The organism is Robbsia betulipollinis, from assembly GCF_026624755.1.
GTDB classification, from domain to species: domain Bacteria; phylum Pseudomonadota; class Gammaproteobacteria; order Burkholderiales; family Burkholderiaceae; genus Robbsia; species Robbsia betulipollinis.
In genome coordinates, this window is sequence record NZ_JAPMXC010000001.1 from 2380228 (window position 1) to 2405246 (window position 25019).

General features: G+C 62.5%; 25 protein-coding genes, 1 tRNA gene, 1 pseudogene and 1 riboswitch. Of the genes and pseudogenes, 9 read left to right on the plus strand and 18 right to left on the minus strand.

Annotation, left to right across the window (positions count from 1 at the left end):
* Positions 1-13 precede the first annotated feature (13 nt).
* From OVY01_RS10405 to OVY01_RS10425, 5 genes are all read right to left on the minus strand, one after another.
* Positions 14-646 carry a hypothetical protein gene (locus OVY01_RS10405; RefSeq protein WP_267847364.1) on the minus strand — a complete coding sequence of 211 codons (633 nt, stop codon included), beginning with the start codon at positions 644-646 and terminating at the stop codon, positions 14-16.
* Between the two features lie 46 nt (positions 647-692).
* The gene (locus tag OVY01_RS10410) at positions 693-983 is read right to left on the minus strand and encodes a DUF1488 family protein (protein WP_267847365.1); all 291 of its coding nucleotides are present in this window, start codon (positions 981-983) and stop codon (positions 693-695) included.
* 89 nt (positions 984-1072) lie between these two features.
* The gene (locus OVY01_RS10415) at positions 1073-1234 is read right to left on the minus strand and encodes a hypothetical protein (RefSeq protein WP_267847366.1); all 162 of its coding nucleotides are present in this window, start codon (positions 1232-1234) and stop codon (positions 1073-1075) included.
* A gap of 94 nt (positions 1235-1328) precedes the next feature.
* Positions 1329-1913, minus strand: coding sequence for a type 1 glutamine amidotransferase domain-containing protein (locus tag OVY01_RS10420; RefSeq protein WP_267847367.1), 585 nt, complete (start codon positions 1911-1913; stop codon positions 1329-1331).
* A 231-nt stretch (positions 1914-2144) separates the two neighbouring features.
* Positions 2145-2648 (minus strand): YbhB/YbcL family Raf kinase inhibitor-like protein, encoded by a 504-nt coding sequence (locus tag OVY01_RS10425; protein WP_267847368.1) that lies wholly within the window; start codon positions 2646-2648, stop codon positions 2145-2147.
* A gap of 182 nt (positions 2649-2830) precedes the next feature.
* Between OVY01_RS10425 and OVY01_RS10430 the strand changes: the two genes are divergently transcribed.
* The 3 genes from OVY01_RS10430 (at position 2831) to OVY01_RS10440 (ending at position 4277) form a co-directional block, all read left to right on the plus strand.
* Positions 2831-3052, plus strand: coding sequence for a hypothetical protein (locus OVY01_RS10430; RefSeq protein WP_267847369.1), 222 nt, complete (start codon positions 2831-2833; stop codon positions 3050-3052).
* A 352-nt stretch (positions 3053-3404) separates the two neighbouring features.
* Positions 3405-3626 (plus strand): hypothetical protein, encoded by a 222-nt coding sequence (locus OVY01_RS10435; RefSeq protein ID WP_267847370.1) that lies wholly within the window; start codon positions 3405-3407, stop codon positions 3624-3626.
* Between the two features lie 57 nt (positions 3627-3683).
* Positions 3684-4277, plus strand: a complete 594-nt coding sequence (locus OVY01_RS10440) for a nitroreductase family protein (protein ID WP_267847371.1) — start codon at positions 3684-3686, stop codon at positions 4275-4277.
* 67 nt (positions 4278-4344) lie between these two features.
* Here OVY01_RS10440 and OVY01_RS10445 read toward each other — a convergent pair whose 3' ends face one another.
* From OVY01_RS10445 to OVY01_RS10460, 4 genes and pseudogenes are all read right to left on the minus strand, one after another.
* Complete coding sequence (locus OVY01_RS10445; protein WP_267847372.1) at positions 4345-5271, minus strand: MIP/aquaporin family protein; 927 nt, start codon at positions 5269-5271, stop codon at positions 4345-4347.
* 55 nt (positions 5272-5326) lie between these two features.
* Positions 5327-6838, minus strand: coding sequence for a glycerol kinase GlpK (glpK, locus tag OVY01_RS10450; protein WP_267847373.1), 1512 nt, complete (start codon positions 6836-6838; stop codon positions 5327-5329).
* A gap of 235 nt (positions 6839-7073) precedes the next feature.
* Positions 7074-8624 (minus strand): annotated as a pseudogene (glpD, locus tag OVY01_RS10455) (glycerol-3-phosphate dehydrogenase); the annotation flags it as partial.
* A 427-nt stretch (positions 8625-9051) separates the two neighbouring features.
* Entirely contained in the window at positions 9052-9831 is a 780-nt protein-coding gene (locus OVY01_RS10460; protein ID WP_267847374.1) for a DeoR/GlpR family DNA-binding transcription regulator, read from the minus strand.
* 426 nt (positions 9832-10257) lie between these two features.
* Between OVY01_RS10460 and cyoA the strand changes: the two genes are divergently transcribed.
* From cyoA to cyoD, 4 genes are read left to right on the plus strand one after another with little or no spacing between them, the layout of a single operon-like run.
* Positions 10258-11148 carry a ubiquinol oxidase subunit II gene (gene cyoA, locus OVY01_RS10465; RefSeq protein ID WP_267847742.1) on the plus strand — a complete coding sequence of 297 codons (891 nt, stop codon included), beginning with the start codon at positions 10258-10260 and terminating at the stop codon, positions 11146-11148.
* 3 nt (positions 11149-11151) lie between these two features.
* Positions 11152-13134, plus strand: coding sequence for a cytochrome o ubiquinol oxidase subunit I (gene cyoB / locus OVY01_RS10470; RefSeq protein WP_267847375.1), 1983 nt, complete (start codon positions 11152-11154; stop codon positions 13132-13134).
* On the plus strand, positions 13134-13763 hold the full coding sequence (cyoC, locus tag OVY01_RS10475) for a cytochrome o ubiquinol oxidase subunit III (RefSeq protein ID WP_267847376.1): 630 nt from the start codon (positions 13134-13136) through the stop codon (positions 13761-13763). The genes cyoB and cyoC overlap by 1 nt, the downstream gene beginning before the upstream one ends.
* Positions 13763-14107, plus strand: a complete 345-nt coding sequence (gene cyoD / locus OVY01_RS10480; RefSeq protein ID WP_267847377.1) for a cytochrome o ubiquinol oxidase subunit IV — start codon at positions 13763-13765, stop codon at positions 14105-14107. Before cyoC ends, cyoD begins: the two co-directional genes overlap by 1 nt.
* Positions 14108-14211: 104 nt before the next feature.
* Here the strand turns inward: cyoD and OVY01_RS10485 are convergent, their stop codons facing one another.
* The gene (locus tag OVY01_RS10485; protein WP_267847378.1) at positions 14212-15360 is read right to left on the minus strand and encodes a porin; all 1149 of its coding nucleotides are present in this window, start codon (positions 15358-15360) and stop codon (positions 14212-14214) included.
* 707 nt (positions 15361-16067) lie between these two features.
* Between OVY01_RS10485 and OVY01_RS10490 the strand changes: the two genes are divergently transcribed.
* Complete coding sequence (locus OVY01_RS10490; protein ID WP_267847379.1) at positions 16068-17153, plus strand: acyltransferase family protein; 1086 nt, start codon at positions 16068-16070, stop codon at positions 17151-17153.
* Between the two features lie 326 nt (positions 17154-17479).
* Here the strand turns inward: OVY01_RS10490 and OVY01_RS10495 are convergent.
* From OVY01_RS10495 to ybgC, 8 genes are all read right to left on the minus strand, one after another.
* Positions 17480-17555, minus strand: a tRNA-Lys gene (locus tag OVY01_RS10495).
* A 118-nt stretch (positions 17556-17673) separates the two neighbouring features.
* On the minus strand, positions 17674-18426 hold the full coding sequence (gene ybgF, locus OVY01_RS10500; RefSeq protein WP_267847380.1) for a tol-pal system protein YbgF: 753 nt from the start codon (positions 18424-18426) through the stop codon (positions 17674-17676).
* A 5-nt stretch (positions 18427-18431) separates the two neighbouring features.
* Positions 18432-18947 (minus strand): peptidoglycan-associated lipoprotein Pal, encoded by a 516-nt coding sequence (gene pal, locus OVY01_RS10505; protein WP_267847381.1) that lies wholly within the window; start codon positions 18945-18947, stop codon positions 18432-18434.
* An 18-nt stretch (positions 18948-18965) separates the two neighbouring features.
* Complete coding sequence (tolB, locus tag OVY01_RS10510) at positions 18966-20261, minus strand: Tol-Pal system beta propeller repeat protein TolB (RefSeq protein ID WP_267847382.1); 1296 nt, start codon at positions 20259-20261, stop codon at positions 18966-18968.
* 153 nt (positions 20262-20414) lie between these two features.
* Positions 20415-21662 (minus strand): cell envelope integrity protein TolA, encoded by a 1248-nt coding sequence (gene tolA / locus OVY01_RS10515; protein ID WP_267847383.1) that lies wholly within the window; start codon positions 21660-21662, stop codon positions 20415-20417.
* A complete protein-coding gene (gene tolR, locus OVY01_RS10520; protein WP_267847384.1) occupies positions 21659-22105 on the minus strand; it encodes a protein TolR in 447 nt (148 codons plus the stop codon). Before tolR ends, tolA begins: the two co-directional genes overlap by 4 nt.
* A gap of 17 nt (positions 22106-22122) precedes the next feature.
* Entirely contained in the window at positions 22123-22800 is a 678-nt protein-coding gene (gene tolQ, locus OVY01_RS10525; protein ID WP_267847385.1) for a protein TolQ, read from the minus strand.
* Positions 22801-22915: 115 nt separating this feature from the next.
* Positions 22916-23383 (minus strand): tol-pal system-associated acyl-CoA thioesterase, encoded by a 468-nt coding sequence (gene ybgC / locus OVY01_RS10530; RefSeq protein ID WP_432422231.1) that lies wholly within the window; start codon positions 23381-23383, stop codon positions 22916-22918.
* A gap of 153 nt (positions 23384-23536) precedes the next feature.
* A riboswitch (ZMP/ZTP riboswitch) is annotated at positions 23537-23637 on the plus strand.
* Between the two features lie 134 nt (positions 23638-23771).
* Here ybgC and glyA point away from each other — a divergent pair.
* A complete protein-coding gene (gene glyA, locus OVY01_RS10535) occupies positions 23772-25019 on the plus strand; it encodes a serine hydroxymethyltransferase (protein WP_267847387.1) in 1248 nt (415 codons plus the stop codon).

Genomic DNA, 25019 nt, shown 5'->3' on the forward strand with positions numbered 1-25019 from the left:
CCGTCTCTCTGCCTCAGGTATGCGAAGCCGTGGACACAGCCGGCGTGCCGAAACCGCCGAGCGAAGGCGCATCGGGTCCCGTGGCTTTTTCGATATTCGGCGGCGTGACGGGATTGAAATCGCTCCAGTGGCCGTTGGCCCAGCGCCCGGTCGCATTTTCGACCTCGATCGCGCCTTCCCGGCGCAGCATCGCAGATGCGAGGGAGCGGGTCGCCTCGCTGACATGTACGGCCAGCAACACCCCCGACTCGCGCACCGGCGGGGCTTCCGGCACTGTCGCCTGGGCATCATGTCCTTTCGTATGGGTCTGCGCCATGGCGCCGCCGAGAGATCCGATGTAGGCACCGATGCCCGCGGCAATGAGGAAATAATAGAAGGGCCAGTGAACGAAGTACACGATCACCGCGCTTCCCACCGCGCCGACCGCGGCGCCCATTGCGATACCTTTCGTTGCGCCGGCGGGCGTATGCTCTGAACCCGCATCGGTATGCTGATCGCCACCCCCCGCGAGCTGGTGATGGCGTCCGCGTGGATTGACGAAAAACAGGGTGACGTCGTCTTCCACGAAGCCATTGGCGAACAACGTCTGTGCGGCGCGTTCGCCGTCTTCAAATGTGCCGAAACGGCCTGCGACGATCAATGACATGTCTTCTCCGGATTGCATGCGGCATGCGGGTGAAATCGGGACGGCATCATGCCTGTCCCGATGCGCTGGCGAAGCGGAAGATACCGCTGCGCAGGATCACCGGGTGGCCCGCACTCCGCTCCAGTGCCGCCCGGCAGACCGAAAATATCTTGTGACGGCCCGCGTGGAACGCGGCGAGCATTGCCTCCTCGAAAGGACCGGCGGCATCGAAATGATCGCTCAGCGCTTCCGCCGAGATGGCGCACACGACCTCCTCGCCATCGACAAGCACGGTGAACCGGATCTCCGGCGGTGTGCCCGAGAATTCTGGCGCTTCTTCGGGGAAAAAAATTTCCATGTCGGATGCTCCCGGCTTCATGATGTCGTGCCTTGACGCTCGTCCATTCCTGTCGACGCGCGCTCGCGGGCTGCGTCCGGATTGCCGCGTCAGCTGACCTTGACGTAGGCGAACTGGCTGGAAATGGTGCGCGGTACGTACGAACCACCGATCGCCACTTTCGGTTTCAGGTACTTGCGCTGTTCCCACCAGCGGCGGCGTTGCGCATGCGACAGGAACCGAAGGTGGCGGCGGTAGGCGAAAATGTTCATGATGAGCTTCCTGAGGGTCGAGCCTGGAGCGCCCGCGTTCGTCAGACGGCGTTTGTATTCACCAACGGCACGGGGCGGGAATCGCCGACGTGGTTCAGACGGCGGAACGCGGCGCGACTTTTCCCAGGGCGGCGATCAGCGCCTGGTTGAATGCGGGCAGGTCGTCAGGCTTGCGGCTCGAGATCAGATTACCGTCCTCGACGACTTCCCGATCCACCCACTTCGCGCCGGCGTTCTGAAAGTCGTCCTGCAGCGACGGCCAGCTCGTGAACGTGCGGCCCTCGACGATTCGCGCTGAAATCAGCAACCAGCCGCCATGACAGATGACGGCCAGCGGCTTGCGCTCGGCATTCGCCGCCTGGACAAAGGCCTGCGCGCGCGGCAGCAGGCGGATGGCGTCGCCATTGACCACGCCGCCGGGGAGCACGACCGCGTCGTATTCGGATGCGAGGGCCTGCTCGAACGTTTTGTCGACCTTCACGGTTTCGCACTTGTCGACATGGTCGAAGCCCTGGATCGTGTCGGTTTTGTCGGAAATGACGTCGACCCTGGCGCCTGCGAGCTGTAGCGCTTCGCGCGGCGACAAAAGTTCCGCCTGTTCGAAACCATCAGTGGCAAGGATGGCAACCTTGAGGCCGTCGAGCGAAGAACGGGATGGCGTGGTGTTGGATGACGTCATGGCATGTGCTCCGAATGAAGGTGGCATCGTCTGTCCGACAGGACGACGCGGAATGACTCGGTATAAAGCAATACACATGCCCACGGCGCCACCCCGTGGGGCAGCGGCTGGCAGTGGCGACGTGCGATGCCATCGCAGCGCGCTGCCTGTGCCAACGGGTCCCGATGCGCCTGCGGGCCGCGTGCCGAACACCCTATCGGGAAACTTTACAAGCGGCGCGCGAGCCTGCGATCAGCTGATCTCGTACAAACCCGTCACGGTCGCCGAATCGATTTCGTTCAGGTGCAGCATGAAACGCGCTACGGCATTGGTTTTGTGCGCGTCCAGCGGCAGGGAGGCGACCTTGAGCGCATGTATACGGAAAATATAGCGATGCGGCTTGTCGCCCTTGGGCGGCGCGAAGCCGCCGAAGCCCGGCAAGCCGTAATCGTTGGCCATTTGCACGGCGCCTGGCGGCAGCAGGTCGCCGGCCGCGCGGCCGGCATCCATCGGCAGGGAACGCGTCGCAACCGGCAGATTGACGACGACCCAATGCCAGAAACCGCTGCCGGTGGGGGCATCCGGATCGTAGACGGTCAATGCCAGACTCTTGGCTTCGTCCGGCACGCCTTCCCAGCGCAGCGCGGGGGAGCGGTTCCCACCGCTGGCGCCGAATGCCGGATCGTTCAATTCCTGTTCTTTGCTGAAATAGCCGTCGGCGGCAAAGGCGTCGGACATGAGGCGAAATTCGGTCATCTTGCTTTCCTGTTGTGCCCGCTGTGACAATTGCGGCGATTGTGTCGATGGTGTCGGGAATTTCCAGTGTAGAGGCTGCCGCACGCTTTCGCAGGAACGCATCGGGCGTGCTTTCCCCGCCAGCCTGCGTAAAGGAACGGCTTTTGCATGTAGACATGCCTTTCACTCTCGAGAACCAGACCATGGCACATCCGACCTATACCAAGGGCCCGTATCAGGCCACCGTCCACGCCGAACTTCTCGACGACGGACGCTACCAGGGCCTCGTGTCGCTGGAACGCACCGATGAACGCGACAGCAAGCAGGTGCATCGCACGCAGGCATACAGCAGTTCGGAAGCGGAAGCCTTCGAGGAAGGGCACGCGCTGGCGCACCGGCTGCTCGCGGATGTCGGCAACGCCTAGACCCGTTCACGGGCTCTCAACAGGGGAGATGACGGGCAGGCTGGCGGGGGAGCAGACCGGTGTTTCCGGGCACGGGTCGAGGCATTGGCCACCGTGGCCGCCACCGGCCGCGCCGGCGCGATCCGGCGGATGCTGGTATATATGAAGTAAGCGCTGGTAATGAGAACATGCCGCAGCGCGGCGACGTGCCGTCGGCCGTGCGTGTCACATGCTCTTGTTCCGATTCCGATACTGATCCGAACGCCCGCTTGCCCGCTTGCCCGCTTGTCCCCCGGCTCGCGAACGCGGATTGCCGCAGGTCAATCGGGCCGACGGTAATGCAGGCGGCGTCTGGCGGCCCAGGAGGCTGAACATGCCCGAACTTCGATTCACGAAAGGCGATATCGTCGCCAGCGCATTCGTCAATGCGCTGGACGACGGCCGCTACCGCGGTCTGGTCCTGATTTCCCACGGCGGCGCGACGCAGGACGATGCACGCGTCTACCGGGCCGAACCCACGCTGGACTCCGAGAGCGAGGCGCTCGAACAGGCCGGCGCGCTGGCGCAGCACCTGTTGAAACGTTACGAAAACTGAGCCGGCCTTGTTCCGCGGCCCGCGCGACAGGCGCGCCGCTATCCATAGGAAGCCACCATGAGCGAAAACGTACGCCAATCCGCCTATCCGGTCGAACCCCTGTTCCTTGAACGCTGGTCGCCCCGCGCCTTCGGCCCGGAGCCGATCCCCGAAGAAGACCTGCTCACCCTGTTCGAAGCGGCACGCTGGGCACCTTCCGCTTATAACTCCCAACCCTGGCGTTTCATCTACGCCCGCCGGGATACGGCTGCCTGGCCGAGGTTGCTGGGTCTGTTGAACGAATTCAACCAGGGGTGGGCGAAAAACGCCGCGGCGCTCGTTTTCATCCTCTCGAATTCGGTGATGCGCCCTCCAGGGTCAGCAAATGACGTTCCCGCCCGCAGTCATTCTTTCGATGCCGGCGCCGCATGGGCCTCGCTGGCGCTGCAAGCGACGCGTCTCGGGTGGTATACGCACGGCATGACCGGCGTCGATTTCGACCGGGCATTCGGCGAGCTTGGCGTGCCGGCGGGCTTCCGTGTGGAAGCCGCCGTGGCGATCGGCCGGCTTGGCGACAAGTCGCAACTCCCGGAGATGCTTCAGGGCCGTGAAACGCCCAGCATGCGGCAGCCGCTGTCGGATCTGGTATTCGAAGGTCGTTTCGGCGGTTGACGTGACGGATCGGACCATTCGCATTCGCGAATGGTCCGATCCGGGTTCCTGCGTCCCGTGCCCGTCTTCAACCGATCTGGCGGTCTTGTTCAAGCAGGGTGTCGCCCGGCAGAGCGACGGCGGCCTGCGGCGAGCGTGCCGTTCCCGACCCGTCAAGTGCCTTGCCATTCGCCGCCAGCGCGTAGGCGCGCTGCCGCGCCGGCAGGAAGGGATGGATCAGCAACTGATACGCACCGGCACCCACCACGCCGCCCACCAGCGGGCCCACGATCGGCACCCACCAGTAATTGCCGGGGGAGGGGAATGCCGATGCGTCCCAGCCGGCGAAAAAGGCAAACAGACGCGGCCCGAAGTCCCGTGCCGGATTGATCGCCCACGCCTCCAGATAGCCCATTGAGGCCCCGATCGTGGCCACCAGCAGACCGATCATCAACGCCCCCGAGTTCGCCTGCGGCGCCATCTCGTTATATTGCTCGGTGATCGCGAAGATCCCGAACAGCAGGAACGCGGTGAGGATCGCTTCATCGAGCAGCGCATGCATCGGTGTGATCGCCAGCCCCGGGTGCGTGAAGAACACGCCCGCGGCGCCACCGCCCGCCCGCGTCAACTGGTGCAGCGTATTGAAGTGATCGATCACCGGCCCGAACAGCGTGTACACGATGGCGGCGCCAAGAAAACCACCGACGATCTGCGCCAGCCAGTAGGGCAGCATCTTGCGCGCAGGAAAGCCTCGGAACAGCACGAGCGCGAGGGTCACCGCGGGATTCGCGTGCGTGCCCGAGACCGATCCCGTCACGTAAATCGCCAGCGTAACGGCGAGTCCCCATGAAATGCACACCCCCCAGTACGCGTTCTGGTAGGGGCTGGGGTCGTAAAGCGTAAACATGCAGGCGACCGAATTGCCGAAAGCGATGATGATGAAGACCGCCACCGCTTCCGATATCAATTCGCCGATGAATTGCCGGCGCCCCGGTTGAATGGTTGATTGCGACATATAGTCATCCTGATAAACACGAGTGTATGCGCGGTCGAGCGAACGCGACCGGGGTTCAGCCTGCTTCGGGACCCGCGTCTGCCCAGGCGTTTGCCGCCCGGATCGCGCGCTTCCACCCTCGCATGTGCTCGCTCACTTCGGCATTCGGCATCACGGGTGAGAAACGGCGATCGAGTTTCCACTGCTCGCGGATCTCGTCGAGATTCTCCCAGTAACCGATCGCCAGCCCCGCGAGATACGCGGCGCCCAGGGCGGTCGTCTCGCTGATCTCGGGGCGTACCACGTCCACGCCGAGTATATCCGCCTGAAACTGCATCAACAGATCGTTGGCGACGGCGCCGCCGTCCACGCGCAATTCCCCCACGCGTATGCCGGAGTCGGCTTCCATGGCCTTGAGCACGTCGATCGACTGATAGGCGATGCTCTGCAGGGCCGCACGGGCGATATGTCCGGCGGATGTGCCGCGCGTCACGCCGAACAGGGTGCCGCGCGCGCGCGGGTTCCAGTGCGGCGCGCCCAGTCCGGCGAAGGCGGGCACCACGTACACACCGTCGCTATGGGGAACGGAGCGGGCCAGCGCTTCGATCTCCGACGCGTGTTTGACGATGCCGAGTCCGTCGCGCAACCACTGAACGACCGCGCCGCCGATGAAGATACTGCCCTCGAGCGCATAATCGACGCGGTCGCCGATCTTCCAGGCCACCGTGGTGATCAGGCTGTTCTTCGACTCGATCGGCTTGTCGCCCGTGTTCATCACCAGGAAACAGCCCGTGCCGTAGGTATTCTTGACCATCCCGGGTTCCGTGCACATCTGTCCGAACAGCGCCGCGTGCTGGTCGCCCGCGATGCCGGCGATCGGAATCTTCGAGGCGAACACCGTGGTCTTCGTCTCGCAATAGACTTCGGACGAACCGCGCACTTCGGGCAGCATCGAGCGTGGAATCTGGAACGCGTCGAGCAGTTCCTCGTCCCACTCCAGCGTGTGGATATTGAACAGCAGGGTGCGCGACGCGTTGGTGACGTCGGTGATGTGCGAGCCGCGTTGCGTGAAATTCCAGATCAGCCAGCTGTCGATCGTGCCGAAGGCCAGCTTGCCTTCCGCCGCCCGCTGCTGCGCGCCGCTGACGTTGTCGAGGATCCAGCGAATCTTCGTGGCCGAAAAATAGGAATCGATCGGCAGCCCGGTCTTCGCGCGGACCATCTCGCTCAAGCCCTTTTCGCGAAGCGTGTCGCAGTAGTCCGCGGTGCGCCGGTCCTGCCAGACGATGGCGTTGTAGATCGGGCGCCCGGTTTCGCGATCCCACACCACCGTGGTTTCCCGCTGGTTGGTGATGCCGATGCCGGCGATCGCCGTACCGTTGAACCCGGCGCGGGTGACTGCCTCGGCGGCAACGCCGGCTTGCGTCGACCAGATCTCGATCGGGTCGTGTTCGACCCAGCCCGGCTGCGGATAGAGCTGGCGAAATTCCTTTTGCGCCGACGAGACGACCCGGCCGCGCCGGTCGAACAGCAGCGCGCGCGAGCTTGTCGTCCCCTGGTCCAGCGCCAGAATGTATTTTTCCTGCATGTGTCTTCTCCAGTTCCAGGATGTGGTGAGACCGGTCAGGTCTCTTTTGTCGTCCGGACGGCGTGGTGCCGCCGGCGTGCTTTGTTCCAGCGATGCAGCGTCAGTGGTGAATCGGTACGACCGCGGGCACGGGAAGGTCGAACGGCGGCGCGCCAACGGCTGGGGCGGCGATCGTCGCGGCCGCGTTTCCTGCCCCCGTGCCCCGGGCGTTCGTGCCCCGGGCGTTCGTGCCGCGGGCGTTCGTGCCGCGGGCGAACCACGCATCGATGCGTTCGGCCGCGTCGCGGGGCAAATGTAATCCGAGCTTGGAGCGGCGCCACAGCACGTCCTCTGCGCAGCGCGCCCATTCGTGCGCCTGCAGGTAGACGAGTTCGGCTTCGTAGAGACTCGGGGCGACCGCCTCGCCCAGATCGGCGATCTCGCGCGCGTCGCCCACCAGACGCTCGGCGCGGGTGCCGTACGCACGGCAGTAGCGATGGGCCAGCGTGGCGGGAAGCCAGGGGTGGCGCTGCGCGAACGCGCGTTCGAAGGCGGCGAAATCCGCATTCGGCATGTCACCCCCCGGGAGGGCGTCGGTGGCGGTGGTCGAGGGCCGCAGCGCGGCGCGCGTTTCCTTGCCCGACGGCAGGTTCGCAAGTGCGTCCGCGAGCTTGTCGACCGCCTGCTCGGCCAGCTTGCGGAATGTCGTGATCTTGCCTCCGAACACCGACAGGAGCGGCGCCGCGCCCGGTGCCGCTTCCACCTCGAGGTGGTAATCGCGGGTCACCGCCGACGGGTTGTCGCTTTCTTCTTCCAGCAGCGGCCGCACGCCCGAATAGGTCCAGACGACATCGTCCGGGCCGATCTGACGTTTGAAATAGCGGTTCACGGAGTCGCACAGGTAACTGATCTCGGAGGGATCGATCTTCACGTTCGACGCATCGCCCGTGAATTCCATATCGGTGGTACCGATCAGCGTGAAATCCTGCTCGTACGGAATCGCGAAAATGATGCGCTTGTCGGGATTTTGAAAAATATACGCGTAGTCGTGCTCGAACAGCCGGGGCGTGACGATATGACTGCCCTTGACCAGACGTACACTGTGCTGGCTGGCGGCACCGGTCACCGCTTCCTTCAGCAATCTGCCGACCCAAGGCCCGGCCGCGTTGGCGATGGCGCGCGCACGGACGGCGTATTCGCCGCCGGACGCGTCACGCAGCTGGACCTGCCAGCATGGCACGCCGTCGCGCTGTTCACGCGATGCTCCCACGACGCGCGTGCGGGTGCGGACCGCGGCACCGCTCTCGGCCGCCGCAAGGGCATTCAACGTCACCAGTCGGGCATCGTCGACCCAGGCGTCCGAGTAGACGAAGCCGCGCTTGATCGTGTCGACCAGCGCCTGGCCCGCCGGAAACCGCTGCATGTCGATCCCGTGCGACGCGGGCAGCAGTTCGCGCCGGCTCAGATGGTCGTAGAGGAACAGGCCCACGCGGATCAGCCAGGCCGGTCTGAGCGACGGCACGTGCGGCATCACGAAGCGTAACGGCCAGATGATGTGCGGCGCGCTGCGCAGCAGGACTTCGCGTTCCTGAAGCGCCTTGCGCACCAGGGAAAACTCGTAGTATTCGAGATAGCGCAGGCCGCCGTGAATCAGTTTCGTGCTCGCCGACGACGTGTGCGCTGCCAGGTCGTCCTTTTCGCAGAGCAACACCCGCAAACCGCGGCTTGCCGCGTCTCGCGCGATACCCGCGCCGTTGATGCCACCACCCACCACCAGCAGGTCATACTCGATCGATTCGCTTTGCATGCCAGGGTCCCTTGCCTAATTCCCGAACCCACTGCGCAGTGTGAGAAAGCGCGCATGTTCGAGATAAATTCAACATTGCATGTTCGTTTTCGAAAATATAAGCAATGTTTTCGAAAAATGATAGAGGGGATTGCTCTAATTCGAGAGAATTCGAACATCGGCGCGGCGGAAATTATGGGCCGGCCTGCGGGCGGCCTGCAAGCGGCCTGCGAGCGGCCTGTGGCGGCCGGTACGGACAAGGGGAGGGTAGGGCATGCGGGCTTTCGCGCCCTGGGCTGTCGTGCCCCGCACGGGCCGGGAAGCGATGGAAAACAGGAGAACGGAAGCGGCGACGGGAGAAACTCGGAAACGAACCCGCGCGCCGGCGGAAGCGTGGCCGGTGTGGCCCGCGTCGCAGCGCGACCCAGGAGGCGACTCAGGACGCGACTCAGGACGCGACGAACACCTGCGTGCCGCAGCGTTCGAAGACCGCGGCCATGCTTGCCGGCGGGGGCGCGTCGGTAAACAGCGCATGGATGCGCCCCATGTCCGCCAGACGCACCAGCGCGGGACGCCCGAATTTGGAGCGGTCCGCCACCAGGAAGACCGTACGCGCGTTATCGATGATCGTGCTGGCCACGCGTACCTCGCGCATGTCGAAATCGCGCAGCGTCCCGTCCTCCTCGATGCTCGACACGCCGATCACCGCGAAATCGACCTTGAACTGCCGGATGAAGTCGACCGTCATCTCGCCGACGATCCCCTTGTCCCACGGACGCACGCTGCCTCCGGTGATCGTCACCTCGCAATCCGCATATTCGCTCATCATTCCCGCAACGTTCAGATTGTTGGTGATGACGCGCAAGCCCTCGTGGCGATGCAGCGCGCGCGCAACCTCCTCGGTGGTGGTGCCGAGGTTGACGAACAGGGACGCATGATGGGGGATATGATTGGCCACCAGTTCCGCGATGCGCTGTTTTTCGGCGAGAAACATCTGCTGACGTGCGGTGTACGCGACATTTTCGGACGTGGTGGGCAGGCTGGCGCCGCCGTGATGGCGGCGCAACAGATCGCGCGCCGCCAGTTGATTGATGTCGCGCCGGATCGTCTGGTGCGTCACCTGCAACGACGTCGCGAGTTCGTCGACGGTCACGAAACCGTCGCGTTTGACGCGTTCGAGCAATGCCTGCTGGCGGGGAAGAAGGACGGGCGGCGTAGGGGAGTCCATGCGTCTCAGTAAAAAGATGGAACGATGCGGATAGTCGCTGGCGGTCGTGGCGCGGTGGCGTGGCGTCTCGCGAAAACAGGCCCGGTTCCCACTTTACCGAAACCGCGCGCTGCGCGGTGGCGGCGATGCCCGCCATTCGCGATCCCGGCGCGGCGCCATGTGCGGGCCAAAGGTTTCCCCCCACCGGCGCCTCGAAATTTGCCGTAATCCCATTCGCGTTTTTTTTCAAGACAGGCCATGGAAGCGCTTGCATAAACGCGACAATTCGCCGCATGCCAACGCGGTTAATAGATCATTGCGTGTTTTTTAAGTGTAAAAATGTCACAGGTCGAGTTATTCTCTGCGCACTTCCATTCATGGGCCCGAAGTGCGACCTTTCGCCCTCGGGTAGCGGAGAAGCCGGTGAAATATTTGAAAGAAAAGGCGATGCCCACTCTGACGGGGTTATCGGCCGTGGTTCTGAGCGCGTGCCTTTCAGGATGTAATGATCTTGATTTGCTCAATCCGAAGGGCAGCGTCGGCCTTGCCGAAAGGAACCTGATCGCGACATCCGTCTGGGTGATGCTGATCGTCGTGCTGCCCGTCATCTTCCTGACGCTCTTTTTCGCGTGGCGTTATCGCGCGACCAACGCCGAGGCGGAATACAAGCCGGGCTGGTCGCATTCGGTTGCGATCGAGGTCGTCATCTGGACGGTGCCAGCGTTGATCATTCTCTACCTGGGTATCCTGACGTGGAATTCGACCCACGAACTCGACCCGTACAAGCCGCTCGAGTCGCAGGTCAAGCCGATCCGCGTGGAAGTGGTCGCGCTCGACTGGAAGTGGATGTTCATCTATCCGGATCTGGGCATCGCGACGGTCAATCAACTGGCGGTGCCGGTCAACACACCGGTCAACTTCCAGATTACCTCCGATGCCGCGATGAATTCGTTTTTCATCCCGCAACTGGGTGGCCAGATTTACGCGATGGCCGGAATGAAGACGCGTCTGCATCTGATCGCGGACCAGACCGGGGATTATGCCGGTCTGTCCGCGAATTTCAGCGGCCGGGGTTTCTCCGACATGAAATTCCGCGCGCTGGCATTGTCCCCGCAGGATTTCACGGCGTGGGTGCAGAAAGTCCGGGCGGCCTCCCAGCCGCTCAACATGAGCGTTTATCAGGCAGTTGCAGCGCCCAGCGAGAAGAACGCGGTACGGTATTTCTCGACGGTGAATGGCGATCTGTTCGATGAAATCGTGGCCAAGTACAACGTAGGCGGGAAGGACGGCATGGCGGGCATGGATATGTCCGCTCACGCCGCCGGTCCGCGGGGATAAAGCATGTTCGGAAATCTAACACTCTCGTCGATCCCCTTCGACCAGCCGATCATCATGGGCGCAGGCCTGATGATGGTCGTGGCTGCGCTGGCGGTCATCGGCTCGCTGACGTATTTCAAGAAGTGGACCTACCTCTGGACCGAATGGCTGACCAGCGTCGACCATAAGCGCATCGGCGTGATGTACATCATCGTCGCGTTCGTCATGCTGCTGCGCGGCTTTGCCGACGCGATCATGATGCGCACCCAGCAGGCGATGGCCTTCAACGCGCCCGGCATCCTGCCGCCGCATCACTACGACCAGATCTTCAGCGCGCACGGCGTGATCATGATTTTCTTCATGGCCATGACCTTCATGATCGGGCTGATGAACATCGTGGTGCCGCTGCAGATCGGCGCGCGCGACGTTGCCTTCCCGTTCATCAACTCGCTGAGTTTCTGGATGACGATCTCGAGCGTCGTCCTGATCAACCTCTCGCTGGTGATCGGCGAATTCGCGCAGACCGGCTGGCTTGCCTACCCGCCGTTGTCCGAACTGCAGTTCAGTCCGGGCGTCGGGGTCGACTACTACATATGGAGTCTGCAGATCTCGGGCGTGGGCACGCTGCTGACCGGCATCAACTTCTTCGTCACCATCGTCAAGATGCGTGCGCCGGGCATGACATGGTTCAAGATGCCGGTGTTCGTCTGGACGGCGCTGTGCACGAACGTGCTGATCATGGCCGCATTCCCGATTCTGACGGTGACCCTGGCGCTGCTGGGTCTGGACCGCTATCTCGGCATGCACTTCTTCACCAATGACGGCGGCGGCAACGTCATGCTGTACCTGAACCTGATCTGGGCCTGGGGTCATCCCGAGGTCTACATCCTGGTGCTGCCGGCATTCGGTATTTTCTCGGAAGTCGTGTCGACGTTCGCCCGCAAGCCGCTGTTCGGCTACAAGACGATGGTCTACGCGACCTGCTCGATCACCGTCCTGTCGTTCCTCGTCTGGCTGCACCACTTCTTCACGATGGGCTCCGGCGCCGACGTGAACTCGTTCTTCGGCATCATGACGATGATCATCGCGATCCCGACCGGGGTCAAAGTGTTCAACTGGCTGTTCACGATCTACAAGGGCCGTCTGCAGTTCACGCCGCCGATCCTGTGGACCATCGGCTTCATGGTGACGTTCACGATCGGCGGGATGACCGGCGTGATGCTCGCCATTCCGGGTGCGGACTTCGTGCTGCACAACAGCCTGTTCCTGATCGCCCACTTCCATAACGTGATCATCGGCGGGGTGTTGTTCGGTTATCTGGCCGGTTTCAACTACTGGTTCCCGAAAGCGTTTGGTTTCAAACTCAACGAGAAGCTCGGCAAGGCGGCTTTCTGGCTCTGGCTGGTGGGTTTCTATGTCGCCTTCATGCCGCTGTACGTGCTGGGCTTCATGGGCATGACGCGTCGCCTGAACCACTACGACAACCCCGCGTGGCACCCGTGGCTGTTGCTCGCGGCGTTCGGCGCGGCGTTGATCGCCCTGGGCATCGCTTGCCAGTTGCTGCAACTGTACGTCAGCATCCGCGACCGCAATCTGCCGGGTAACCGCGACGTCAACGGCGACCCGTGGAATGGCCGCACGTTCGAATGGTCGACGTCGTCGCCGCCGCCGATCTACAACTTCGCGGTGCTGCCGCAGGTGGAATATCTGGACCACTTCCATCACGCGAAGGACGTCGCTCTCGAGCAGAAGCAACCGCCGGTGTATCAGGACATCCATATGCCGCGCAACACGGCGGCCGGTGTCATGGTGGGTCTGTTCGCGACCATCCTGGGTTTTGCCGCGATCTGGCATATCTGGTGGATGGCGATCATCGGCCTGGCCGGGATCATCGTGACGGCGATCGTGCGCAGCAACAATGACGACATCGACTATTACATTCCCGCGGCGACCGTTCGGGCGACCGAAGAGGCGCACGCTCGACGCCTGACTCTGGAGGCAAACTGATGTCGAATGCAAAAGTGGCGATCACGCCGCTGGGGGCCGATCATGGTCCCGACGAGCATCACAGTCATGACGCGGGCGGTTCCACCGTCTTCGGTTTCTGGCTGTACCTGATGACCGACTGCATCATCTTCGCGTCGCTGTTTGCGGTGTTCGCGGTGATGTCGCACGAGTTCGCCGGTGGCCCGACGGGCAAGGAACTGTTCGAACTGCCCGGCGTGGCACTCGAAACCGCGCTGCTGCTCGTCAGCAGCATCACCTACGGTTTCGCGATGCTGGGCGCATACAACCGCAACAAGAGCGCGACGGTGGGTTGGCTGGTGCTGACCTTCGTGCTGGGCGCGGGCTTCATCGGGCTGGAAATGCGCGAATTCGCGCATCTGATCGCCGACGGTGCCGGCCCGGACCGCAGCGCGTTCCTGTCGTCGTTCTTCACGCTGGTCGGCACGCACGGGCTGCACGTCTCGATCGGTCTGATCTGGATGGCGGTACTGATATTCCAGGTGATGGGCAAGGGCGGCCTGAGCGACAAGATGATCACGCGTCTGGCGTGCCTCAGCCTGTTCTGGCATTTCCTGGACGTTATCTGGATCTGCGTCTTTACCTTCGTCTATCTTGTGAGTGTGATCTGATGGCGCATTCTTCGCATTCTTCGCATGCAGGGGATTCCGGCGCGAGTCACGGCAGCGTCAAGGCCTATATCCTCGGCTTCGTGTTCTCCGTGGTGCTCACGGCGCTGGCCTTCGCGCTGGTGATGGATCACGTCATGCCGGCCGCCACGGCGATTCCGGTACTGGCGATCCTGGCACTGGTTCAGATCGTCGTGCACCTGACCTTCTTCCTGCACATGAACGCTTCGTCGGCGCAGCGCTGGAACGTCATGGCGTTCGGCTTCACGGTGCTGACGGCCTTCATCCTGATCGTCGGTTCGCTGTGGATCATGCACAACGTATCGATCAACATGATGTCGCGTTAAATTCGGCAAGGCCCATGAAAAAGGCCCGGGGTCGCAGCGATGCGACCCCGGGCCTTTCTCTTTCTTCTCCGCCGCCGGGCGCCTCGCGGAGCCCGGTCCCACGTTTAGAAGCGGTGACGCATGCCTACCGTGACGGCGACCTGATTGGCCGTCGACGACGGGCTCAGGGAATTGATCGCCGCAACGTTCGAACCCGCATCGCCGAGGTCGCCGGCCGCGTGTTGATACACGCCTTCGAGGTAGATGTCCGTACGCTTGCTCAACATGTAGTCGCTCAACAGGCTGACCTGGTGCCATTTCGGGTCGCCCGAACCGTAGGTGCCGGACAGGTGGCCGTCGGTATAGGTATAGGCGGCGGTGAGGCTCAGGACCGGCGTCAATGCATAGCGGCCATTGATCTCGTAGTTGTTCAGATGCAGATTGGTGCCGCTCAAACCGGTGACGATCGTGCCGTCCACATTCGCGCCCTGGATGTTGTCCAGTTGCGTATGGGTCCAGACGAGGCCGACGGTCGCCGGGCCGAACGCGTAGTTCGCGCCCACGCCATAGGTGCGTTGCAGGCCCGCCGACACATTGGTTTCACCCTGGGCCAGGGAGGTCGCACCCAGTGTGTTCGTTCCGCCGTTGTTCAATTGCAGGTACGACGCCGCGACATTCAGCGGGCCGTTCGAGTAGGACACGCCCGCGCTGTATGCACGGTTGTTCGAGAACTGGCCTGCGCCATTGCTGAAACCGTACAAACCGCCGAATTCGAGACCGGAATAGTTCGCGCTATGATATTTGATCGAATTCTTGATTGAAAACGTGTTGTCGAGATTGTCGTTGTCGAACGGATGCGACGCGAAGTTGTTGCCCAGGCCGGACCCTGTCGCCGCGATCGGTTGCAGGAAGTCCACCATCGAGTCGTACTGCCGGCCGAGCGTCAGGGTGCCGAATTGCGCGCTCTGCAAGCCGACGTAGGCCTGACGATTGAACTCGGAGCCGCTTTCCCGGAACGTGCCGTTATTGATGTTGAAGCCGTTTTCGAGATTGAACACCGCGCGCAGACCGCCGCCCAGATCCTCGCCGCCACGCAGGCCCCACAGCGTGTCCGATACGCCGCCGCTGTTTTCCTGCCAGCTGCTGTGCCCCGCCTGGTTGTTCGTGTAAACCAGGCCCGCGTCCAGCGTACCGTAGAGCGTCACGCTGCTTTGCGCGTGTGCGGACATCGCGAAAGCGCCGGTCACGGCAGCGGCCAGAAGGGTCTTTTTCATTTCCATCTCCAAATTCGGTCGAGTGTCTTGCCTGCAACGCTGCCGCTCGCGCGGTGACGAACGACGCCGTTCCATTCGTTGCGACGTCCGCTCCAGCGTCCGTGCGGCGTTTCACGTGCTGCACGGGTAACGCAGTGTAGGACAGCGGGATTCCCCGGGCATCCCGTTTCGCGCAACAGTTTGTTGTTGCTGCATATGCGAGACAAACGACCGTATGTTTTGTGCGGAGGGATTGACGAACAGCCGGTGTTGCTGCTTGGGATCATGCCGCCGGCGCGCCCTTTTCGCTGGCGTCTACCGCTCGCCATCGGATGCGCATCTCACAGGAAATATCGGACTGCGTTCGGCACAGCGGGTCATCGGTCGCCGGGGTTAGAGGAGAAGGGGGCGACGTCACAAGGCGTTCCTGTAAGTCGGCCATCTCTCAAGTACAGCGGAACAAGGTAAGCGACCATCGTCTCTTCCAACCGTCGATCGGTTCGCTTTGTGATTCCGTTAATTTGTTCGTTTTTGCTGATTTTTCGCGATTTAATAATCAACGAAGATTTTAATTATGTCTGGCTCAGCATGCTTCGATAGTGTTGTTGCCTAGAATAAATTCGCTATTAGGTAATTTCGTACGGTTAACCACATGACTACCATTGATTTTCATGATATTTAAATTCTGCGTAAGAAATTTAACGTTATATATTGATTACGGAGGATTCATGAAACGGATAGCAAGCCTGGACGGATTGCGAGGTTGGGCAGTCGCAATGGTTTTCATTGGTCATGCTGAACGTACTGTACCTGGCGGCTATTCTGGAATCCTGACGCCGTTGAAGTGGTTTTCCGCAGGTGATCTGGGCGTACATCTGTTTTTTGTGCTTAGCGGATTCATCATCACCCGGCTGTTGCTTGGCGAATTCGCAAAGACCGGACGCATCGATCTAGCCAACTTCTACCTACGCCGTACGCGTCGGATATTCCCTGCTTTTTATATTTATCTGATCATCATCGGTACTGTGGGCGCAATAGGGTATCTATCCATTGACTCACGCCAAATGCTTGTCGCAACGTTCTATCTCTGGAATTATGCGGGAATCCTGGGGCTTGATTCTCTGAGCAAGGCGAGTCCGGATGGCATTTGGTATCTCGGCCATTTCTGGACTTTGTCGCTTGAGGAACAGTTCTATTGGTTCTGGCCGGCGCTGTTCATTTTCATGATGAAATTCAGGCGCACGTGGGTACTGACCGCATTGATTGTCATCGTGCCTTCGATCCGCATTGTGTCGTACTTCATGTTCCCTGCTGTTCGAGGGCAGTTGAATACGATGTTTCATACGGGCATCGATTCCATCTTGGTCGGCTGTCTGTTTGCAATTCATCAAGAAAGAGCGAAGATATTGTTTTCCAAGATTCTCGACAGCAAGGCGGCGTTGACCTGCCTGACGCTCGTCATATTTTTCCTCTTTCCGATCTGCCACCATTATTTGCGAGGGTACTGGACCGCGACTTATCTGCGAACATTCGAGGCGGCAACGATTGGGGTTTTCATCCTCGCATTGGCGATCGGGAAGGATTTCTTCCTGCGATCGGTTTTCCTGTGCCGTCCGGTATTGTTTCTGGGCACGATTTCATACAGTCTGTATCTGTGGCAACAGCTTTTTAATGGACTGAATGAGGGGATGGCATTCGGCTTTCCACTGTCGATTGCGGAAACGCTAGGCGCAGCGTCTCTTAGCTTCTACCTGATTGAAAAGCGGTTTAACGCTCGCAGACCGCACGCTATCGAACCAAGCGCGATGCGCTGACGCTATTGCCGCGACGTCATCGACAACCGTTTCATGTTCAAGCAGGCGGGACGTTGCGTTTCTGGTGCAACGTTGAAGGGGATATTGGTTACAGGCAGTCTGAAGAAGTCTGCCGAGATGTTTGGAGTGTGTTACGCCATCCCGCGCGGAATCCGTAGGGATGGCACAGGGAAGCCACGATGCGCACTTCGGGATGGATCGAGTGAGATTGGAGCCTGGGGCCGCTGATAGGTGAAAATGAGCCAGGCTTTAGACAATGTCTAATATTTTACCCATTCCGCCAATGAAAAAGGGCCTAGCCGAAGCTAAGCCCTTCTTGAATGCTTTGGTAGGCCGTGCGGGACTCGAACCTGCGACCAACGGATTAAAAGTCCGCTGCTCTACCAACTGAGCTAACGACCCAAAAGACAAGAGCGCTATTATAGGAAGCTTTGCATGAAGTGTAAAGCTGATTTGGCGTGATCAGACTGACCGGTCCGGGCCTGGGGGATCACGCATGTGCTCATGGCAGCCTGCCGGCTCAGTGCAGCTTGGCCAGACGATCCTGCGCCGCCTGCGCAGACGGCGAACCCGCGTACTGCGTGATCACTTGCTGCAAGGTTTTGCGCGCCGCGCTTGCCTGGCCCTGTTCCGCCTGGTTGTTGGCGATCGCCAGCAATGCCTCGGCCGCGCGCGGGTGCGTCGGATAGCCGTCGATCACGCTCTTGAGCGTGGCGGTCGATTTCGCGTAGTCGCGCTGCGCGTAGTACGCGTTGCCCAGCCAGAAGAGGGCGGTCGGCTTGTACGGGCTCTGCGGATAGCGTTTGACGAATTCGCTGAAGGCGCCGCCGGCGCCCTTGAAGTCGCCGCTACGGAACTGCTGGAGCGCAGCATTGAACGCCTCGGTCTCGCCGGGCTGCACGGTGCCCTGGACGCCGTCGACGGTCTGTTGCTGCGGCTCGAATTTTTTCAGACGCGCGTCGAGATCCGCGTAATAGTCTTTTTGCGTGCTTTGCACGGTGGCGAGCTGGTTGGTCAGCTCTTCGTTCTGGCCGCGCACCGTCGCGATTTGCTGCTGCGCCTGGTCGAGCCGGTTCTGCAGATCGATGACCGCACGCTGGGCAGCGCTCAGTTGATTGTTGGTGGTATCCAGCCGCGAACGCAGTTCGAGAATCGCCTTGCGTGCGTCGTCGTCGCTGAAGGCATGGGCAGGCGCCGCGAACAGCGCCCCCCAGGCAGTCAGCGCAACGAAAGCCGTCCGGGACAGGTTGAAACGGAGCGATTTTCGTTGCATCACGATTACTGGTAGTTCAGGTCTGCACGGCGGTTCTGTGCGTATGCATCTTCATCCGTACCTTCGGCCATCGGCTTTTCCTTGCCCAGGCTGACCGCTTCGGTCTGCGAGGCGGGGACGCCCAGCGTTTCCAGCGTACGCTGCACGGCGGTCGCGCGCTTCTGGCCCAGGGCCAGGTTGTACTCGCTCGAACCGCGCTGGTCGGTGTTGCCCTGGATCAGCACGTGCCGTTCCGGGTGCGCCTTCAGGTATTCGGCATGCTGTTGCAGCAGCGATTGATATTGGTCGCTGACGGCATAGCTGTTGAAGTCGAAATACACGCTGCGCTTGGCAAGCGGGCTGTTCGGATCGTTCAGCGGGTCGACGTTGACCTGCGACACGGCGTTCGGGTTCGGTTGCGTACCGTATCCGGCGCCGGCGCCATTGCCGTTCGCATCCTTGTCCAGCTTGACGCCCGAGTGACAAGCGGCCAGAAGGCCAACCAGACTGACGGCCAGGATCCCGCGTAGCTCACGTACCATTTTTACTTCTCCTTTGTGTTATTGCATGAATGGGCCCCAGGACGGCTCACGAACTTCGCCGCCCCGAACCGACAGAATCTGCTTGATGCGGCCGTCTGTCGAAACGGCTGCCAGCACACCACGCCCCCCGGACCGCGTGGCGTACAGGATGTACTGCCCATTGGCCGCAAAACTAGGCGATTCGTCATGGTTGGTGTCGGTGAGCGCGTTCACCTCACCCGTGCTGAGATCCTGGACGTACAACTTGAATCCACCGCCGCCCTGCGAGATATAGGCAAGCAGCTTGCCATCGGGGCTGACTTTCGGACTGGTGTTGTAGCTACCCTTGAACGTCACGCGCTGCGCCCCGCCGCCAGAACGTTCCCCGCTGGCGGACATTTTGTAGATCTGGGGCGCGCCGCCACGGTCGCTGGTGAAGTACACCGCGCGGCCATCGGGCGAAAAGGTCGGTTCGGTGTCGATCGTACTGCCATTTGACAGCCTGTGCAGCCCCGAGCCGTCGGCATTGACCATATAAATCTGGGTGTTGCCATCTTGCGACAGTGCGACCGCCAGATGCTGCCCGTCCGGGGCCCAGGCCGGCGCGCTGTTGTCGCCTTTCTGGTTCGCCACCACGGTCCTGCGTCCGGTGGGAAGGTCATGAACGTAGACCACCGGCTTCTTTTTCTCGAAAGAAACGTATGCCACCTTGGTGCCGTTGGGGGACCAGACCGGCGAGATGATCGGCTCCGGGCTGGAGAGCGCGATGTTCGCGTTCTGGCCATCGGAATCGGAAATCTGCAATTGGTAGCGGCCGCCGCTTTTCACCACGTAGGAGAGGCGGGTGGCGAACACGCCGCGCACGCCCATCAGCTTTTCATAGATATAGTCGGCCACCTTGTGGGCGCTCATCCGCAGTCCGCTCGCCGGGCTGACCAGGGACAAGCCTCCGAGACTTTGCTGGGTGGCGGTGTCATACAGGCGGAAGCGCACGTCGAACTGGCCGTTGGCGGTGGGCGTCACGCTGCCCGAGACGAACGCGTTCGCACCGCGCGCCTTCCAGCTTCCCAGGTCGACGGAATCGGTCTCGCCGACGGGCGTCGCGCCCGGATCGATATTCGAGAAACGTCCGCTGCGCGCCAGATCGGCCCGGATCACCGCGGCGATCTGCTGCGCGCTGGCGTTTTCGTTCTTGAAATTGGCGATGGCGATCGGATACAGATTGGATCCGACCCCGGAGATATCGATCGTGAGTTGCGCGTGGGCCGCGCCGATGCTCGCGAACAGGCAGGAAGTGACGAGTGCCTTGAGACCGAATTTGGCGACTGAATTCATGGGCTGTATATCGATGCCTTTAAAGATAGCTGGATGGCGACGCGAAAATAAACATAGCACGACTCGCGTCGGCGGGCGTGTGCGGTCCCGAACCCGCACGGGCTCCCGTCCCGGTCTCCGTGTCACGCACCGGCGGGGCGGGGGGGCTGGGCATTACTTGGCGTCGAGCGGGCGCATGCGCACGCTGAAGCTGCGCGGCGCCTTGCCGTCGTCGTCGCGCGGCATCGGGTCCGACGCGTCGATGGCTTTCATGACCGCTTCGTCCCAGGCGGCGTTGCCGCTCGACTTCGTCAGGTGCCGGCTCAGGAGCCGGCCGTCCGGAGCGCAGGTCACCGCGACGATTGCCACCGGGTTGCCTTCCGTGCTGCCTGCATAGATCAGGTTGGGGATCACGCGGCGCCTGACCTTGTCCGCGTAGCCGGCGGAGGCCGTGCCGGAACCGGAACCCGTGCCGGTAGACCCGGCGCCGCCGCCGCCCGCCGTCCCGCCGGTGGCAGCCATGCCCTGCAACGCAGCGAGCCGCGATTCACGCGCCTGATCCGCCTGGCGCTTCGCTGCCGCGGCGGCCTTCGCCTGCTGGACTTTCTCCGCTGCCTGGGCCGCGGTCTTCGCGGCCTGCTTGGCTTGTGCGGCCTTTTGCGCGGCCGCTTTTTCCTGTGCCTGCTTTTCTTCCGCCGCCTGTTCTGCCGCGGCTTGCGCCTGCTTCTGCGCGTCACGCTTCGCATCGGCCGCTTGCGCGGCCTTTTGTTGTGCGAGCTGCTGCTGTTTCTTCTGCTGCGCTTCTTTTTGTGCCTCTTTCTGCGCCTGCTGCGCAGCCAGTTCCGCCTGCTCCTGCGCCAGTTGCTGCCTGTGCTGCGCGTCGGCCTTGGCCTGCTTGGCGTTCTGCGCGTCACGCTGTCTGGCTGCCGCCTCCTGCTGGCGTTCGGCCGCCGCGGCGTCCCGTGCCGCTTGTTCCTGCTTCAACCGTTGTTGCTGGACGAGCGCGGCCTGGTGCTCGGATTCCTGCTGGCGCCGTTTTTTTTCGAGGGCGATTTCCGCATCCTCGGCTTGCGCGGTGGCAGCCGGCGCGGGCGCGGCTTTGACGCGCGGCGGCGGCGGCGGCGGCGGGGCGGCCGGCGTCGGGACGGCGGGTATCGGGGTGTGGCGCGTCGTGGGTGGCGGCGTCTGCAGCTCCGGCGGCACCTCGGTCCAGATTTCCGCCTGCACGCCGGAGGAATCGGTGACCGGACGCTGGATGCCGAAGTAGAGGAAGGCGAACAGCAGCAGGTGGATCAACGCCGCGAACGCGAACGCACGGCCGAGGCCAGCCTCGCGGCGCGACTCCGCGCGATCGGGACCTTCCGGAGCGCCGCGGCCCGTGTCGCTTACCTGGGCGGATTCGCTATGGTTTTCGCTTCTCATTGCGATTTGACGAGCAACCCCACGCGCTTGATGCCCTGCGTCTTGAGCTCCGACATCACGTTCATGACTTTTTCATAACGCACCGCCTTGTCTCCGGCGATCACCACCGGCTGATCGGGCGAGGCTTGCTGGCGCTGTTGCAGGAAGGCCGTCAGGTCGGACTGCGTCATCGGCAGTTCCTGCGCGGCGCCGCCCTCGTCCTTGTAGCGCACCGACATCGTGCCGTCCGCCCGGACATTGACGATCACCGGTGGCGTTTGCTGCGCGGCGGCCGTGCCGCCCACGGTCGGCAGATCGACCACCGCCGGCGTCACCAGGGGCGCGGTGACCATGAAGATCACCAGGAGCACAAGCATGACGTCGATATACGGCACGACGTTGATGTCGGACATCGCCCGCCGGCCGCGGCCGCCGCGCATGCTGGATCGCATCGAACCTGCCATCGCTTCTCTCCTTGAGCTCAGGCAGCCTGACGCTGCAAAATGTTCGAAAACTCTTCGATGAAGGTCTCGAAGCGGATCGCCAGGCGATCCACGTCGGTCGCAAAACGGTTGTAGGCGACGACCGCCGGAATCGCCGCGAACAGGCCGATCGCCGTGGCGACCAGCGCCTCGGCGATGCCGGGCGCGACGTTCGCGAGCGTGGCCTGCTGGACGTTCGCGAGGCCGCGAAAGGAATTCATGATGCCCCACACCGTGCCGAACAGACCGATATACGGGCTCACCGAGCCGACCGATGCCAGATACGGCAGGTTGGTTTCGAGGATATCGAGTTCGCGCTGGAACGACGCGCGCATCGCCCGCCGGGCGCCGTCCAGGATGGCCGCCGGATCGCCGCCGCGGCGCTCCTTGCCCTTGAGGAACTCGCGCATGCCCGCCTCGAAGATGCGTTCCAGCGCGCCGATCGTATGACGGTTGTGTGCCGCGCTCTGGTACAGGGCGTTGAGGTCGCCGCCCGACCAGAAGTCGCGCTCGAAGCGTTCGGTCTGCGCCCGGGCGCGGCGAATCGTCGCCCACTTGCGGAAGATGAACGTCCAGGAAACCAGGGACAGCACGAGGAGCAGCGCCATGACCGCCTGCGCGAGCAGGCTGGCGTGCAACACGAGGGAAACGATCGACAGATCTTCGGTAGGAGTCATTGGGCTTGGCTGAATGGCTGGCGGTATGCGCGGGGCACCGGATCGGCCGGGCTGGTCAGGGTCGTACGGTTAAGGCGGAAGCACTCGGGACAGCAATAAACATTCATGACGGGCATCAGATCGACATTCTCGCCGGCACGGGCACCGGCACTGTCAGTGCCGCGACGACCTGCGGCGGCAGCGCCGTCGGCCGCATCCGAACGCGGTCGACGCAGGCCACCAGAATGGTTCCGGTTGCCAGCGCGGCCGTGCCCGATGTCGCGGTCTGCATGAATTCGACCGAGGCGCGGCCGAGCCGCGTAATCCGGCTGTCGATGCGCAACAGGTCGTCGAGGCGGGCCGGCGCGAGATACTCGACCGCGGTACGCCGCACCACGAACAGCGTGCCCGAGCGCTCGCTCAGCGCGTGCTGGTCGATGCCGCCCGCGCGCAGCCATTCGGTACGCGCCCGCTCGAAAAACTTCAGATAGTTGGCATAGAACACAATGCCGCCGGCGTCGGTGTCCTCGTAGTAGATCCGATTCATCCATACGAAAGCGGGGGGCGGATCCTGCAGCGGCGGGTCGGAATTCATGCGCGGAATTCTACCCGATGCCCGGGGGGCCGAAACGTCTTGGAAAAACTTGTTACAAGTTTGCGGTACTTCCCCGTCGGGCGTGCGCGGCGGCAACGCGGCGCGGGGCGCTTCCCGCGCCGCGATTGCCAGACATGCGCCAATCGCGTAAGCTGTCGGGTCACAGCTTAGCGTAACTGGCGATACGAGCCCGCCACGGGCCCGAGGTGGAACCGCCCACCGTGAAGCGCTAGGCTTTTCCGCCGTTCGCCTGGGCAGCCGTGAGTCGACACATCGACTGTCCTGTCTTCACGTTCGTACGCCAACCGGGCTTTCGGCCGGACCCTGCCGTAGCGAACAGGTACCGGGGCACCGCGTGCCGGCACCGGCCAACCTCATCAATCCTCGGAAAGCCCCTATGTTCGCAAAAGAAAAGTACGCGCTTGAGACCGTCGATCCGGAAGTGTTCGCGGCCATTGGGCAGGAAAACCAGCGTCAGGAAGATCACATCGAGTTGATCGCTTCGGAAAACTACACCAGCCCGGCCGTGATGGCCGCCCAGGGTTCGCAGTTGACCAACAAGTATGCCGAGGGTTATCCGGGCAAGCGTTACTACGGCGGCTGCGAATATGTCGACATCGTCGAGCAGCTCGCCATCGACCGGGTCAAGGCGCTGTTCGGCGCCGAGGCCGCGAACGTCCAGCCGAATTCGGGTTCGCAAGCCAATCAGGGCGTGTTCTTCGCGATGCTCAAGCCGGGTGACACGATCATGGGCATGAGCCTCGCGCATGGCGGCCATCTCACACACGGCTCGCCGGTCAATATGTCGGGCAAGTGGTTCGACGTGGTCAGTTACGGCTTGAACGAGGCCGAGGACATCGACTACGACGCGGCTGAACGGCTGGCGGCGGAGCGCAAGCCGAAGATCCTCGTGGCGGGCGCGTCGGCGTTCTCGCTGAAGATCGATTTCGAACGGCTCGCGGCGATCGCGAAGTCGGTCGGCGCGTACTTCATGGTCGATATGGCGCACTACGCCGGGCTGATCGCCGCGGGCGTCTACCCGAACCCGGTGCCGCACGCGGACTTCGTCACTACCACCACGCACAAGAGTCTGCGCGGCCCGCGTGGCGGCGTCATCCTGACCCGTGCGGAGTTCGAGAAGCCGATCAACTCGGCGATCTTTCCGGGCATCCAGGGCGGCCCGCTGATGCATGTGATCGCGGGCAAGGCGGTGGCCTTCAAGGAAGCCGCGGGCGACGACTTCAAGCGCTATCAGCAGCAGGTCGTCGACAACGCCCGCGTGCTCGCCGAGACGCTGGTCGCGCGCGGACTGCGCATCGTCTCGGGCCGCACCGAAAGCCACGTGATGCTGGTCGACCTGCGTGCCAAGCAGATCACCGGCAAGGAAGCGGAAGCCGCGTTGGGCGCCGCCCACATCACCGTGAACAAGAACGCGATCCCGAACGACCCGGAAAAGCCGTTCGTCACCAGCGGCGTCCGGGTGGGCTCGCCGGCGATGACGACGCGCGGTTTCGGTGTCGAGGAAGCGCGCCGCGTCGGCGAGTTGATGGCGGATGTGCTCGAGCAGCCGCGGGACGAGGCGAATCTGGCCCGGGTGCGGGAGTCGGTCGGGGAACTGACGAAGCGCTTTCCCGTCTACGGCTGA